This window comes from Agrobacterium sp. rho-13.3, from assembly GCF_033957765.2.
Lineage (GTDB): Bacteria > Pseudomonadota > Alphaproteobacteria > Rhizobiales > Rhizobiaceae > Agrobacterium.
In genome coordinates, this window is the sequence record NZ_CP192774.1 from 1,479,773 (window position 1) to 1,494,378 (window position 14,606).

The 14,606-nt window shown below is 57.2% G+C and carries 13 protein-coding genes; 7 read left to right on the plus strand and 6 right to left on the minus strand.

Features of this window, described 5'->3' with window-relative positions:
* Positions 1-217 precede the first annotated feature (217 nt).
* A complete protein-coding gene (locus RMR16_RS07390; RefSeq protein ID WP_103088466.1) occupies positions 218-502 on the minus strand; it encodes an acyl carrier protein in 285 nt (94 codons plus the stop codon).
* Positions 503-616: 114 nt separating this feature from the next.
* Entirely contained in the window at positions 617-1,966 is a 1,350-nt protein-coding gene (hemN, locus tag RMR16_RS07395) for an oxygen-independent coproporphyrinogen III oxidase (protein ID WP_320201703.1), read from the minus strand.
* Between the two features lie 192 nt (positions 1,967-2,158).
* Between hemN and fnrN the strand changes: the two genes are divergently transcribed.
* On the plus strand, positions 2,159-2,884 hold the full coding sequence (fnrN, locus tag RMR16_RS07400; protein ID WP_320201702.1) for a transcriptional regulator FnrN: 726 nt from the start codon (positions 2,159-2,161) through the stop codon (positions 2,882-2,884).
* A gap of 311 nt (positions 2,885-3,195) precedes the next feature.
* Here fnrN and RMR16_RS07405 read toward each other — a convergent pair whose 3' ends face one another.
* A complete protein-coding gene (locus tag RMR16_RS07405) occupies positions 3,196-3,597 on the minus strand; it encodes a hypothetical protein (protein ID WP_320201701.1) in 402 nt (133 codons plus the stop codon).
* A 130-nt stretch (positions 3,598-3,727) separates the two neighbouring features.
* Here RMR16_RS07405 and RMR16_RS07410 point away from each other — a divergent pair, with 130 nt between their 5' ends.
* From RMR16_RS07410 to RMR16_RS07435, 6 genes are all read left to right on the plus strand, one after another.
* Positions 3,728-5,575 carry a PHA/PHB synthase family protein gene (locus RMR16_RS07410; protein ID WP_320201700.1) on the plus strand — a complete coding sequence of 616 codons (1,848 nt, stop codon included), beginning with the start codon at positions 3,728-3,730 and terminating at the stop codon, positions 5,573-5,575.
* Between the two features lie 26 nt (positions 5,576-5,601).
* On the plus strand, positions 5,602-6,321 hold the full coding sequence (gene sfsA / locus RMR16_RS07415) for a DNA/RNA nuclease SfsA (protein ID WP_320201699.1): 720 nt from the start codon (positions 5,602-5,604) through the stop codon (positions 6,319-6,321).
* 32 nt (positions 6,322-6,353) lie between these two features.
* On the plus strand, positions 6,354-7,190 hold the full coding sequence (gene map / locus RMR16_RS07420; RefSeq protein WP_320201698.1) for a type I methionyl aminopeptidase: 837 nt from the start codon (positions 6,354-6,356) through the stop codon (positions 7,188-7,190).
* An 11-nt stretch (positions 7,191-7,201) separates the two neighbouring features.
* A complete protein-coding gene (gene radC, locus RMR16_RS07425) occupies positions 7,202-8,032 on the plus strand; it encodes a RadC family protein (RefSeq protein WP_320201697.1) in 831 nt (276 codons plus the stop codon).
* Positions 8,033-8,266: 234 nt separating this feature from the next.
* The gene (locus RMR16_RS07430) at positions 8,267-8,689 is read left to right on the plus strand and encodes a TadE/TadG family type IV pilus assembly protein (protein WP_320201696.1); all 423 of its coding nucleotides are present in this window, start codon (positions 8,267-8,269) and stop codon (positions 8,687-8,689) included.
* A 1-nt stretch (position 8,690) separates the two neighbouring features.
* Positions 8,691-10,424: a TadG family pilus assembly protein gene (locus tag RMR16_RS07435; protein WP_320201695.1), complete on the plus strand. Its 1,734-nt coding sequence runs from the start codon at positions 8,691-8,693 to the stop codon at positions 10,422-10,424.
* A gap of 430 nt (positions 10,425-10,854) precedes the next feature.
* On the opposite strand, the gene RMR16_RS07440 is transcribed toward RMR16_RS07435, so the two are convergent.
* From RMR16_RS07440 to RMR16_RS07450, 3 genes are all read right to left on the minus strand, one after another.
* A complete protein-coding gene (locus RMR16_RS07440; protein WP_320201694.1) occupies positions 10,855-12,231 on the minus strand; it encodes a class II 3-deoxy-7-phosphoheptulonate synthase in 1,377 nt (458 codons plus the stop codon).
* A gap of 225 nt (positions 12,232-12,456) precedes the next feature.
* Positions 12,457-13,845 (minus strand): glutathione-disulfide reductase, encoded by a 1,389-nt coding sequence (gene gor / locus RMR16_RS07445; RefSeq protein WP_320201693.1) that lies wholly within the window; start codon positions 13,843-13,845, stop codon positions 12,457-12,459.
* 130 nt (positions 13,846-13,975) lie between these two features.
* Entirely contained in the window at positions 13,976-14,605 is a 630-nt protein-coding gene (locus tag RMR16_RS07450; protein ID WP_320201692.1) for a DUF2059 domain-containing protein, read from the minus strand.
* Position 14,606: the final 1 nt, after the last annotated feature.

Genomic DNA, 14,606 nt, shown 5'->3' on the forward strand with positions numbered 1-14,606 from the left:
CGTGGTGTGGGTGGGAGGATTGGAGGAGATGGCTCCTCAGCATTCCGTCATCCCGGACTTGATCCGGGATCCAGCAGCGCCGCGTCTGCGGTGCGAAAGAGTCTTCTTGCGATCAAGGACTTGATCGCACTGGACCCCGGATCAAGTCCAGGGTGACGGATCGAACTGTTGTCCGCAAAAGAAAACGCCCGCCGTTTCCCGACGGGCATCCGAAAAATCAGCCCTTAGCGGCCTTCAACTCGTCGATCTTCGCGCAGAGGTTCTTCAGAACGAAGTATTCCTCGGTCGAAACCTTGCCTTCGTTGACTTCCTGCGTCCACTGTTCCAGCGGAATCTTGATGCCGAATTCCTTGTCGATCGCAAAAACGATATCGAGGAAGTCGAGGCTGTCGATGCCGAGATCGTCGATCGTGTGGCTTTCCGGCGTAATGGTTTCGCGATCGATTTCGCTGGTATCAGCGATAATGTCTGCAACCTTGTCGAATGTAGCTGTCACGCCCATAATCCTTCGTGTATCTTTATTTATAGGTCTCTTCAGACGCACCACATAGGGAACTTGGGCAAAAAAGCCAATGGTTTCGTCGTGCATCATTGAAATTTGGGCGCAAAGTGTTGCCTAAACAGCAACCGAATGCCGCCCGCGACCATTGGAAAGATAGGTATCGAAAGTGGCAGCAATGCTTCTGGCAAAGGGTTTGCCCGCCTCCGTGAGCTGGAATACCCCACCTTCAAGCTGCACCAAGCCGTCCCGGTCGCCCTCCGCGAACTGCCTTGCCTCGGCAATGACCACGGCGGCAGCGGGTCCGTAAAGCGTGGCCAACGCCGTCAAATCCAGCGCGAAATCACACATGATCCGCTCGATGACAAAAGCCCGAACGCGATCTTCCGGTGACAATTCTATGCCGCGCACCACGCACAGCCCTTCGCGGTCGGCCATGCGTTCATATTCGCCTGTGGCGGGCATGTTCTGCACATAACCCTGCGGCAATTTGCCGATGGATGACGCGCCAAGCCCGATCAGCGCATCCGCGCCATCATCGGTATAGCCCTGAAAATTGCGCTTCAACGCCCCGCCTTTCATCGCCAGTGCCAGCGTATCGCCCGGCTTGGCGAAATGATCGATGCCGATGGCCTGATACCCTGATGAGACCAGCATGTCTGCGGCCATGGTCATCTGCCGATAGCGTTCGGAAACATCCGGCAAAGCCTTTTCCGGAATCATCGTCTGGTGTTTTTTCATCCAAGGCACATGCGCGTAACCGAACAGCGCAATACGATCCGGATCGAGCGAGATGATTTGTCGCACGGTGTCTTTCAGCGTCTCCAGCGTTTGGTACGGCAAGCCATAAAGAATGTCGCAATTGACGGAGTGAACGCCCCTCCCCCGCACCGCATCGACAACGGATTTGGTCTGTTCGAAGCTTTGTATGCGGTTGATGGTCTTTTGCACCTTCGGGTCAAAATCCTGCACGCCAAGGCTCGCCCGCGTCATGCCGATGGCGGCAAGCGCATCGTAACGGCCCGCATCCAGATCATTCGGGTCCATCTCGACGCTGATTTCCACATCGGGCGAAAAGGAAAACGCCGCGTGAAGACAGCGCATGAGCGCGATCATATCCTCCGGCTTGACCATGGTGGGCGAGCCGCCGCCGAAATGCACCGCCGTGACTTTGGCATCCCGCGACACATGCCTGCCCACCTTCTCGATCTCGAGGTGGAGCGATTTGAGATAGGTGGCGATCGGCTCGTATTTCAGCGTGTGTTTGGTGTGGCAGGCGCAGAACCAGCACAGCCGGTCGCAATAGGGAATATGCAGGTAGAGCGACAGGCTGTGATCCGGCCCGAGCTGGCGCAGCCATGAGGCATAGATAGCCGAATCGATTCCCTCATGAAAATGCGGCGCGGTGGGGTAGCTGGTGTAGCGCGGCACGGCAGCGGCGTATTTGCGGATGAGGTGCGCGGTCACAGCAAAATTCCTTCTTAGCCTGTCTCAATTCTGCGACTATGAGATACAGGCTGCGACAGTTTGCAACTTTGACTTCGATCAAACCAGCTAATAAACAATAGCTATTAAAGGCCGTGGGGGATTGCGGCTTATCGGGGCGGCGCATGGTGGATTGATTGCGGTTGTCCAGATGGTTTTGATCGGAAATGCATCATGGATACCTTGCAGAGAAACATCCATAATTCGGATATTCCTGTGCTCTGTCGCTCGTGCGAAGTGCGGCACGGCGGGTTGTGCGGTGTGCTGCTGCCAGACCAGCTTTCCGAACTCAGCCGCCACTCCAGCCGCAAAAAACTGGAAGCAGGCCATGAACTGCTGGGACAGGGTGAACTGGTGCCCTACTACGCCAACATTCTGAACGGTGTGGTGAAGCTTTCCAAAATGATGTCGGATGGTCGCCAGCAGATCGTCGGCCTGCAATTTGCACCGGATTTTCTGGGTCGTCCCTTCAACGCCGAAAGCAGCATGACGGCGGAAGCGGCAACCGATGTGGAAATCTGCATTTTCCCGCGCCGCGTGGTGGACCGCATGGTGGGCGATGTGCCCGGCATGGAGCGCGGCCTTCACAAACAGTCCCTCAAGGAGCTGGATGAGGCACGCGACTGGATGCTGACGCTGGGACGCAAATCCGCCCAAGAAAAGGTCGCGAGTTTCCTCTATCTCATCGCCACCCACATCGACCCGGAAAACGAAGACAAATCCTGCTTCGACCTGCCCTTATCCCGCGCCGATATCGCCGATTTCCTCGGCCTGACCATCGAAACCGTCAGCCGCCAGATGACCAAGCTGCGCAAGGAAGGGATTATCGAGATTGAGAACAACCGGCATATTACCGTGCCGGCCATGGGTTCGCTGAATTATGCTGCGGGGAATGATTGAGCGGGCAGTAGACGGCAGCGGGGGGTAGCCGCCCCCACCTCATCGACCGTGAAAATTACCGCGCAGTATAGCTGCCTGATATATAAGGCGCTTTCGCCTGTGCAGGCGTAAACACCGACGCTGCAACAATCAAACAAACCAAAAAGCATTTCATTGTTTTACGCTCCCCAGCGCCTGCGAGACCTTGGTGTCCCTTGGGGAGAACTATAACGCAACAGTTGCCACCATCGGCTTAAAAAACGCGGTAAGCTGTGCGTTGCGACATTGCGTAAAAAGGCGGGAGGCCTGTTTACGCTCTGTTAAACCGGCTTTTACTGCGAGGCTGCGGGTGTTGCCACCGGCTTCTGCCCCTCTTCGAGAGCACGCAGTTCTGCCACCTTGCGCTTGTATTCCGCCTCGGAAATCTGGCCCTTGCGGCGGGCGAGACCGAGGCGTGACATGGTGGTTTCCATGGTGCCCGCTTCTTCACTTTCCATCTGCGGCAAAGCGGCTGTCATGGGCTTTGCAAAGGTTGGGTAGGTTCCGGTGTCGCGCTTTTGCGCAACGGGCGAGGCATCGACCTTTTGCGGGCCGACGATCTGCGCCTTGGGACGTTCCATATAGGCCGGTGCCACGATGGGCGCGGGTGACTGACATGCCGCGACCAATGGCAACAACAAGCCGCAAACCGAGAGAACAGTCGCCGCTCTTACGCGCTCCACATGCTTGCCCATTCCAATATCCCGCCTGTAACGTATTATTCAAAATGCCGGACGCCGCGTTTGCATGGCGTCTGTGTTGCTGGAACTTGTATTCGTTTTCATGCAGAATGTGCAAACACAAAAATGCGCCGGAGGACAATGTATGGCAGGCACGCAAGGCGGGGGAAAGGATGAGGAACAAAAGCCTGACGGTTTCGATCCAAAATCCACTGACGCCTATATTCTGCGTGATCCGCAAGCCTTTGCGATGAACGTGGCAAAGGCACTAGAAAATCTGGGCAAAGCAGCCTCCGAATGGCTGGCCCCGCGGGAGCGTGGCGAGATACCCCACACCGCCGCCAGCCCCATGAGCGACCTGTTCCAGACACTGTCCGATGTCGCGGAATACTGGATGGCAGACCCGAAACGCTCGGTTGAGGCGCAAACACACCTTCTTTCCAGCTATTTCGACATCTGGCAGAAATCCGTGGCACGGCTTTCCGGCGAACCCGCAAGCCACGCGGAACAGCCCGATACCAAGCGCAAAGACAAGCGCTTTGCGGATGCAGACTGGCAGGCAAACCCGTTCTTCGATTTTTTGCAGAAGGTCTATTTCGCCACCGCCAGCTGGGCCGACACGATGGTAACCGAGGCCGAAGGGCTGGACGACCGTACCCGTGAAAAGGCCCGGTTCTACATGCGGCAGGTCACGGAAGCGATTTCACCGGCCAATTTCGCCTTCACCAATCCACAGGTCTTTCGCGAGACCGTGGCCACCAGCGGCGCAAATCTGGTGAAGGGCATGGCTCAGTTGGCCGAGGACATGGCGGCGGGCAATGGTAACATCAAACTGCGCCAGACGGATTACAGCAAATTCGTCATTGGCCAGAACATTGCCGTTACGCCGGGCAAGGTCATTGCCCGCAGCGATCTTTGTGAAATCATTCAATACGCGCCATCGACAGAGAATGTTTTAAAGCGCCCGCTGCTCATCATCCCGCCATGGATCAACAAGTTTTATATTCTGGACCTCAACGCCAAAAAGTCCTTCGTCAAATGGTGTGTGGATCAGGGCCACAGCGTCTTCATGGTGTCGTGGGTGAACCCGGACGCACGCCACGCCGAAAAAGGCTGGGAGAATTATACGCGAGAGGGCATCGATTTCGCGCTGGAGACGATCGAGCAGGCAACCGGCGAAAGCGATGTGAATGCGGTTGGGTACTGCATTGGCGGCACGCTGCTGGCCTCCACGCTGGCGCTGCACAAGCAGGAAGACAACACCCGCATCCGATCTGCAACGCTGCTGGCCGCGCAGACGGATTTTACCCATGCGGGCGATCTGAAGGTCTTTATCGACGAGCAGCAGTTGAGCATCCTCGATGCCCATATGAAGGCCGTGGGGTATCTGGATGGCGCTGTCATGGCCAGCGTGTTCAACATGCTGCGCGCATCCGACCTGATCTGGCCCTATGTGGTGGATAATTATCTGCGTGGCGCGCAACCGCCACCGTTTGATCTGCTGTACTGGAATTCCGATTCCACCCGCGTTGCAGCGGCCAACCACTCGTTTTATCTGCGCAATTGTTATCTGGAAAACAATCTCGCCGAAGGCCGTCTGCAGGTGGCGGGCAAGGTGCTTGATCTCAAGGACATCGTGATTCCCGTATATGATCTGGCCACCCGCGAGGACCACATCGCCCCGGCGAAATCGGTCTTTACGGGAGCTAAGGGTTTCGGTGGGCCGGTGGAGTTCATTCTCAGCGGTTCCGGCCACATTGCAGGCGTTGTAAACCCGCCTGAGATGGAGAAATATCAGTTCCAGACAGGCGCATCACCAGACGGTGATTTTGACGACTGGCAGAAGGCGGCAACCGCCCACAAGGGGTCTTGGTGGCCGCATTGGCAGAACTGGATTGCGGGACAGGACAAACACGAGGTCGCAGCCCGCCTGCCCGGCGGCGAAGCGCTGGCGCCGCTTTGCGATGCGCCGGGAACCTATGTGCTTGAATAGTTGCCCGCCGGGCACGACACTGCGCCATGCAGTTTGATTCTCCCCTCATTCCCGCCAGGCTGATTGCCCGTTACAAGCGTTTCCTGTTCGATGCCGTGCTGGAAGACGGCACGACAGTAACCGGCTCCTGCCCCAACACCGGCTCCATGCGCGGACTGACAGCGCCCGGTTCCCGCATCTGGCTGTCGCAGCATGACAGCCCCACCCGCAAATATCGCCACATGCTGGAAATGGTGGAGGCGGATGACACGGTGGTCGGCATCAACACCGGCCTGCCGAACAAGCTTGCCGAAGAGGCCATTGTGACCGGCAAAATTCCGCAGCTTTCCGGCTACACCACGCTGCGGCGCGAGCAGAAATACGGCATCAATTCCCGCATCGATCTGCTGTTATCCGCACCCGGCAGGCCGGATGCCTATGTGGAAGTGAAGAACGTGCACTTCATGCGGCAAAAGGGTTTGGCGGAGTTTCCCGACACCGCCACCAAGCGCGGCGCGAAACATCTGGAAGAGCTGGGTGACGCGGCGCAATCCGGCCACCGCGCCGTGATGCTTTATGTCATCCAGCGCGGCGATTGCGACCGGCTGCGCATCTGTGGTGACCTTGATGCAGCCTATGCCGCCGCATTTCAACGCGCCATGGGGCGCGGTGTGGAGGCATACGCCATAAAATGCGCCGTATGTTCACTGGAAATTGTTGCAAGCGAGATGGTTGCAATGGACGACTGGCACCCTGCTGCATTATGAACGCAAGTGGAATTACGTGAGAGAGCGCTACAATGGTTACTTATATCGACGCGGCATCGGCGCCTAAAAAGAATACGGGCGTGATCCGTCTGTATAACGCGGAAGACTTTGAAGGTATGCGCAAGGCCAGTCAGTTGACTGCGCGTTGCCTTGATGAGCTGGCAAGCATCATCAAACCGGGTGTCACCACCAACGCCATCGATCGTTTCGTGTTCGAGTTCGGCATGGATCATGACGCCCTGCCCGCCACGCTGAATTATCGCGGTTACACCAAGTCCGTCTGCACCTCCATCAACCACGTGGTTTGCCACGGCATTCCCGATGACAAGCCTTTGCGTGAAGGCGATATCGTCAACATCGATGTCACCTATCTTCTGGATGGCTGGTACGGGGATTCCAGCCGCATGTATCCCGTGGGCCAGATCAAGCGCGCCTCGGAGCGTCTTTTGGAAGTGACCTATGAGTGCCTGATGCGCGGCATTGCCGCTGTCCGGCCCGGCGCACGCACGGGCGCCATCGGCGCGGCCATTCAGGCCTATGCGGAAGCGGAACGCTGCTCTGTGGTCACGGATTTCTGCGGCCACGGCGTTGGGCGGATTTTTCACGATACGCCGAACATTCTGCACTACGGCAAGGAAACAGACGGACCGGAAATTCGCGAAGGCATGATTTTCACCATCGAGCCGATGATCAATCTCGGCAAGCCGCATGTGAAGGTTCTGTCCGATGGCTGGACGGCTGTGACCCGCGACCGTTCGCTCTCTGCGCAATATGAACATGCGGTGGGCGTGACGGCGACGGGCTGCGAAATCTTCACGCTCTCGCCCGGTGGTCAACACCGCCCCGGCCTGCCGCCGCTTAAGGCGTAAGAGAAAACCTGATGGCCAAACGCCCCGCCGCTCCAGCCGATAAATCCGCGCAATTCGATGAAGACAGCGGGCTGTTCGAAACCCTCGATGAGCGCGGATTTTTTGCTGAACCACGGCAACAGGCGTCGAAGAAAATGAAGACGGAGCCGCCGGCGTCACCGGAGAGTGACGCGGCGCACTATCTTGGCCACCGTGAGCGGTTGCGGGCGAAATACCGGGACAATGGCGATTCTGCTTTGGCGGATTACGAATTGCTGGAGCTGCTTCTGTTCCGGCTCATTCCACGGCGCGATACCAAGCCGATTGCCAAGGCACTGATTGCCCGGTTTGGAACGCTGGGCAGCGTGCTGGGTGCACCGATTGCCTTGCTTCAGGAGGTCAAAGGCGTTGGCGAAGCCGTCGCGCTGGACCTGAAACTCATCGCCTCCGTGTCCCAGCGTATGTTGAAAAGCGAAATCCGCAACAAGCAGGTGCTCGGCTCCTGGTCATCCGTCATCGATTATTGCCACGCCGTGATGGCGCATGAAGCCCGTGAACAGTTCCGCATTCTCTTCCTCGACAAGCGCAACGTGCTGATTGCCGATGAGGTGCAGGGGCTTGGCACGGTGGATCATACCCCCGTTTACCCCCGCGAAGTGGTGCGCCGTGCACTGGAGCTTTCATCCACCGCCATCATTCTCGTCCACAACCACCCCAGCGGCGACCCCACCCCGTCCCGCGCCGATATCGAAATGACGAAGACCATCATCGATACCGCCAAGCCACTCGGCATCGCTGTGCATGACCACATCATCATCGGCAAGGATGGGCATGTGAGTTTTAAAGGCTTGCGGCTGATTTAGAGCGTGTTGTGTTTGTCTCATAGTGGGCGGCAGTGGGCTTGGTTCACCCCCTCTGTGAGACAAACACATTTCTGGTTCGTGAGACGAACCGCGATGCTACCAAAACCCTCACTGAAATACGCGCTGAACGGCTATCTTAATAAATGGCACAACCCCAAGCCATCCGATTAACAAATAATCAATATATCTAAATTAGCCTATTCGAAAATAATAATGTTTCGGACAGGGGACGCCATGAAATACTTGGCAAGAATACTCCGCAATCGTTCCGGTTCAGCAGCGGTCGAGTTCGCCATCGTCGCGCCGGTTTTCATCCTCGTACTTTTGACCATGATCGCCTACGGCATCTACCTGATGGCAGCCTACGCGGTTCAGCAGGTTGCCGCAGACGCCGCCCGCACTGCCGTCGCAGGTATCAGCACCACAGAGCGGCAAACGCTGGCGAAGGACTACGTCGATAAAAGCGCGCTGGACTACATTTTTCTCGACAAGAAACATGTGAATGTCAGCGTCGGCACCGATCCGGCAAACGCCAACCAGTTCACCGTCACGGTTGAATATGACGCGACCGACCTGCCGATCTGGAACCTCTATAGCTTCGCGCTGCCCGACAAAACAATCAGACGTTTTTCCACTATACGGATCGGGGGAATCTGACATGCGGAAACTTCATTCATTATTGAGACAGGCAGCCGCTGACCGCTCAGGCAACATCGCCATCATGGCGGCCATCACCGCTCCGCTCATCGCGGGAACCTTGGCGATTGGCGTGGATTACGGATATCTGACGCTCCAAAAACGCCAGCTTCAGCAGACGGCTGATCTTGCGGCCATATCCGCCGCATCCGCCACCAATGCAGACCGCGCCGTGTTCCAGTATTTCCAGCTCAACAACAAAAACCTCGGCGTCAAAACCGCAGCCGGTATGCTGACCGAAACAGGCACGACGCCGTTCGATCCCACGACCGTTTTCTCCACCCGTGATGGATATGCCGAAGTCATCAAGGGCACCTATGTTGCCGATCCAAACGTGGCGGTGGGGAAACGTTTTGTTGAAAACGCCACACCGACAAATGCAGTCAAGGTCAACATCGTTGAAAAGGGCCGCATCTTCTTTGCCGGCACATTCACCACACCGCCGACCCTTTCCGCCGTCGGAACGGCAGCGTCGCAACGGGTCGCGGCATTCTCCGTCGGCTCGCGGCTTGCAAGTGTCAATGACGGGTTGCTGAACAGTCTGCTCGGCAGTTTGCTCGGAACAAAAATCTCGCTGAGCCTGATGGATTATCAGGCGCTGATCGCCGCAGACGTCAACCTTCTGCACATTGCCGACGCCTTGGCCGTCGATCTCAATCTCACGGCTGGCACCTACAAGGACGTTCTCCAGACCGAAATCACCTACGGCAAATTTCTTGATGCACTGACCAAGGCCACCGGCGTCAAGCCGACCGTGACGGCTGCGTTGAAGACGCTGGAAAAAACGCTGAACAAAACCAACGTCAAACTGCGTCTTGGCCAGATCGTCGCGCTCGGCCCCATTCTCGACAAGCCGATTGGTGCGGGCGAAAATCTGAATGTGGAAGCGGGCATCTTCGACATCATTTCCGCAGCTGCAACCGCCGCCAATGGCGGCAAGCAGATTGCCGTGGATGCCGGTGTCACCGTTCCGGGACTTGCATCGACCAAAATCACGCTGGCCATTGGCGAACCGCCGGTCGGCACGCCATCGCTGGCGGTCGGCACACCCGGCACCATCGTTCGCACGGCGCAGACGCGGCTTTCCATCGAAACGAAAGTTGACGGACTAAAAGCCCTGCTGAACACCAGCGTTCGCGTTCCAATCTATGTGGAAGTTGCAAACGCGGAAGCCAAGCTTTCAGACATTCGTTGCAACGCCAATGGCACAGGCGCCGTGGATGTGGACGTCGTTCCCGGCGTCGTCGAAATTGCGCTCGGTGATGTCGATACCAGCGCCTTCAACAATTTCGGCAAAGACCCGCGCGTGACAAAAGCCACGATCGTGGAGGCGCTGGGTCTCGTCAAAATCAGCGGCATGGCCCACATCAACACTGCAAACCTGACGAAAACCAAGCTGACCTTTCAGCAATCGGACATCACGCAGGGCACCGTCAAAACCGTCTCCACCAAAGATATCACGACGTCGCTGATCAAATCCCTGCTGACCAATCTGGATTTGGATATCAGCGTCCTCTTCCTCAATCTCAGCTCACCCGCCCCGCTTCAGGCGGCCCTTGCCGAAACGCTGAGCATCGCGACCGCGCCCATCGACAGCCTGCTGTACAACACGCTGATGCTGCTCGGCATCAAGATTGGCGAGGCCGATGTGCGGGTGACGGACGTGCGCTGTATGCACCCGGCACTTGTGCAATAAGGATAGCGCTGGAATGGGCTTCGGGTTGCCTTCCCTCTCAGCCTCATCCTCGGGCTTGTCCCGAGGATCCAACCACAGTGAGTCAAGTCAACGTGTGTAGATACTCGGGACAAGCCCGAGCATGACGACGAGGGCTTTACAGCCCAAAAAGCCCAAAGCCGCCGAATTATTTCGGCGGTTTTTTATGGCGAAAACGTTCTCCCACCCTCCGTCATCCCGGACCTGATCCGGGATCCAGCCACCACGCGTCTGCGTGGTGAGAGAGTCTTTTGTGATCAAGGACTTGATCACACTGGACCGCGCATCAAGTGCGGGGTGACGGGGTAAAGGGCACCTCAGCCACTGGAGGTATCAACGGCTGTTTGATATCTTCAATACAAAAAAAGCCGCCGGATTTCTCCGGCGGCTTCTTCATGTCTCGTCAAAAACATCAGCCGTTGACGACGGCCAGACGCTTCTCGTCGCGACCGCTTTTCATGCGCTCGGAGAGAAGAAATGCCAGTTCCAGCGCCTGATCGGCATTGAGGCGTGGGTCGCAATGGGTGTGGTAACGGTCGGACAGCGAGTCGGCGGTCACTGCACGCGCACCGCCCGTGCATTCCGTCACGTCCTTCCCGGTCATCTCGATGTGGATGCCGCCCGGATGCGTGCCTTCGGCGCGGTGAATCTGGAAGAAGCTTTCGACTTCCGACAGAATACGCTCGAAGGGACGCGTCTTGTAGTGATTGAGCGTGATCGTGTTGCCGTGCATCGGATCGCAGGACCAGACGACCTTGCGGCCTTCTTTTTCCACGGCGCGAATGAGCTTTGGCAAGTTCTCGGCAACCTTGTCGTGACCGAAACGGCAGATCAGCGTCAGGCGACCGGCTTCGTTGGCCGGATTCAGCGCATCGATCAGCTCGATCAGATTGTCCGGCTGCAAGGACGGGCCGCACTTCAAACCAATAGGGTTCTTGATGCCGCGGAAATATTCCACATGCGCGTGGTCCAGCTGACGGGTACGGTCGCCGATCCACAGCATGTGGCCGGATGTTGCGTACCAGTCACCAGACGTCGAATCCACGCGGGTCAACGCTTCTTCGTAGCCAAGCAGCAGGGCTTCATGGCTGGTGAAGAAATCTGTTTCGCGCAGGCTCGGCTGGTTTTCCGCCGTGATACCAATGGCCTTCATGAAGTCCATGGTTTCGGAAATGCGGCTGGCCAGCTTGCGGTAACGGTCCGCCTGCGGGCTGTCCTTGACGAAGCCGAGCATCCACTGATGCACGTTCTCAAGGTTGGCATAACCACCCATGGCGAATGCGCGCAGCAGGTTCAGCGTTGCAGCGGACTGACGGTAGGCGTCGAGCTGACGCTCCGGGTTCGGCACGCGGGATGCTTCGTTGAACTCGATACCGTTGATGATGTCACCACGGTAAGAGGGCAGCTCGATACCATTCTGCGACTCGATGTTCGAAGAGCGTGGCTTGGCAAACTGACCGGCAATACGGCCAACCTTGACGACAGGAAGCTGTGCGCCATAGGTCAGAACAACAGCCATTTGCAGGAAGGCGCGGAAGAAGTCGCGAATGTTGTCCGCGCCATGTTCCAGGAAGCTCTCGGCGCAATCGCCACCCTGAAGCAAAAATGCTTCGCCTTCGGCAACGCTTGCCAGTTGCTTTTTCAGGCGGCGTGCTTCACCTGCAAAGACCAAAGGTGGATAGGTCGCAAGCGTCGCTTCCGTTGCCGCGACAGCCGCCGCGTTCGGATATTCGGGAACCTGCTGGATAGGTTTATGTCTCCAGCTGCTGGGCGTCCAATTCTGTGCCATGTTCTTCACCTGGTTTCCACGCCCACTTTTCCTAGAGGACGGCGATCTCGAAAGTTGCGCGGCTTATAACTCCAAGGATCGGCTTTGCAAAGCCGATCCTTAAGTGCCATAGGCCTTTCGGCCGTTTTTGTGGCAATAGAGAGCAGAAAAGCGAATCTAAACGATTTAAATCTGCGCCTGCCTCACCCGAAAACGAGGCAGATCATCATCGCTCTCCGTCAGACCTCACACACGCTGGCCGTTCCTGATGCGGTAGCTTGGCGAATACATCGTCACCAGCTCTTCCGCAGCGGTGGGGTGCACCGCCATGGTCGCGTCGAAATCATCCTTGGTGCAACCCGCCTTCAGCGTGATGCCCAGAAGCTGCGCCATTTCGCCCGCCTCATGTCCCAGAATATGCGCGCCAACCACCTTGCGGTCCGCAGCATTGACGATGAGCTTCATGATCGTCTTTTCGGTGCGGCCCGAAAGCGTTGCCTTCATGGGGCGGAACTGGGCACGGTAGATTTCGATCTCTTCGTACTTGGCCGCTGCCTCTTCTTCCGAAATGCCCACCGTGCCGATTTCCGGCTGCGAGAACACCGCCGTCGCAATCAGGTGGTGATCCGGCTTGGTCGGGTTGTTCTTGAACTCGGTTTCGATGAAGCACATGGCCTCATGAATGGCCACCGGCGTCAACTGTACCCGGTCGGTGACGTCACCCAGCGCAAAGATGCTCGGCACGTTGGTGCGCGAATAATCATCCACGATGATCGCGCCCTTGTCGTTGAGCGCAACACCGGCATTTTCCAGCCCGAGACCCTGCGTGTTCGGATCACGACCCAGCGCCAGCATGACGGTATCGACGTTCAGCGTGCCATTGTGTCTTGTTTCGGCCTCCAGCCCGCCGCCATCGGCTTTTTTCACACTGGCAATCACGTCGGTCAGCAGAATCTTGATGCCCTTGGCAACCATCGCCTCGTGCAAGCCGTGGCGCATATCATTGTCGAAGCGGGACAGGATTTCCTTGCCGCGATAGATCAGGGTGGTGTCGACGCCAAGGCCGTGGAAGATATTGGCGAATTCAACCGCAATGTAACCGCCGCCCGCAATCAGAATGGATTTCGGCAGCTCTTCCAGATGAAACGCTTCGTTGGACGAAATCGTCAGCTCGTAACCCGGCAAGGAGACATGTGGGTTGGGCGTGCCACCGACCGCGATCACGATGCGCTCTGCCGTAACGGTCTGACCTGATTTCACCAGCTTTACCGTATGTGCATCCACCAGTTCGGCGCGGCTGTCGAAGATGTCAGCCTTCGCGTTTTCCAGACCCTTGCGATAGAGACCTTCCAGACGCTCGATTTCCTTGTCCTTGGCGGCGATCAGCTTTTTCCAGTCAAAGCTGCTCTGGCCAACCGTCCAGCCATACCCGGCAGCGTCTTCGAAATGTTCGGGAAACTGCGAGGCATAAACAAACAGCTTCTTCGGCACGCAACCTCTTATGACGCAGGTTCCGCCATAGCGGTATTCTTCCGCAATGCCGACGCGCTTGCCGAGCGACGCCGCCACGCGGGCGCTGCGCACACCACCTGAGCCGCCGCCAATAACGAAAAGATCGTAGTCATAAGTTGTCATCGATAAGCCCCTGTCTGAGAGACGGCCATCAGCCATCCCGTTTGGCACTCATATAGGTGTTGCGGCGCACAAATGAAAAGCCCGGACTTTCATCCGGGCTTTGAATAATTCTGAATGTGGATTTAAACGATCAAGGCTTTGGCTTGGCCGCAGGTGCAGCAGCTGCTGGCTTGGCAGCGGGAGCAGCAGGGGCAGCAGTGGAATGCCCAGGCGCGCCACCGATGTTCGCATCATTGGCTGGCAGCGGTGCGAGATCGGCACCGGCAACCTTTTGAAGTTCCGTCATGCTGGACACGTTCAAATCACGGTTGATGCCAGCCGCCCAGATATCGGCAGCCTTCATCAATTCGCGGGTTGCAATCGGGCCGTCTTTCAACAGCTTCTTGCCAGCTTCACTGCCGTAGAACGCAGAGATTGCCTTCAATTCATCAAGGCTGAAAGCGCGCGCGTAGGTCAACGCAGCTTCGCGTTCCAGATCGGCGCGACGTGGCGCAAGCTCAAGAGCCTTTGCATCGACGGTTTCAGTGATCGCGTCCTGAACATTTGGCGAAGCCTGAATGAGTTCACCCTTCAGACGTTCTGCAAGACCCGGCAGAATACTATCGAATCGGTCGGTAACGCCCAGCGTGCCAATGGCCTGCTTTGCAGCGGCAATGTGCGCTTCCGTAATTTCCTGTGCGCGAACGGCAGTACCGAATACGACGCCAGAAATGAGGATCGAAGCAGCGGCAGCTTTGCCCAGTCCCGCAAGTTTGATCATG